Annotated in this window: 1 protein-coding gene; it reads right to left on the reverse strand. The window is 41.5% G+C overall.

All coding sequences use genetic code 11. The annotated features are described in order from the left end of the window. A partial coding sequence (locus tag EDI28_RS26745) for a class I tRNA ligase family protein (protein WP_164918654.1) occupies positions 1-354 on the reverse strand: 354 nt, incomplete at both ends.

Consider the following 354-nt stretch of genomic DNA (forward strand, 5'->3'; position numbering starts at 1 on the left):
TTCCAAATTTTGTTAATAAAGTTCCATGAAGCATCCATTTTCTCGTAAGAGAAACGAACGTCTTGACCAGGAGCTGAGCCGTTTGACAAGAACCAACGAAGACTATCTGTACCATATTTATCAATAACATCCATTGGGTCAATGCCATTTCCAAGAGATTTAGACATCTTACGTCCTTCTTCATCACGAATTAGACCATGGATAAGGACGTTTTGGAATGGTTGACGGCCTGTGAATTCCAATGACTGGAAGATCATACGAGACACCCAGAAGAAGATGATGTCGTAACCTGTTACCAAGGTTGAAGTTGGGAAATAACGTTTAAAGTCTTCTGAGTCGACTTCAGGCCAGCCC

This window comes from Photobacterium chitinilyticum (assembly GCF_004104355.1).
GTDB lineage: Bacteria > Pseudomonadota > Gammaproteobacteria > Enterobacterales > Vibrionaceae > Photobacterium > Photobacterium chitinilyticum.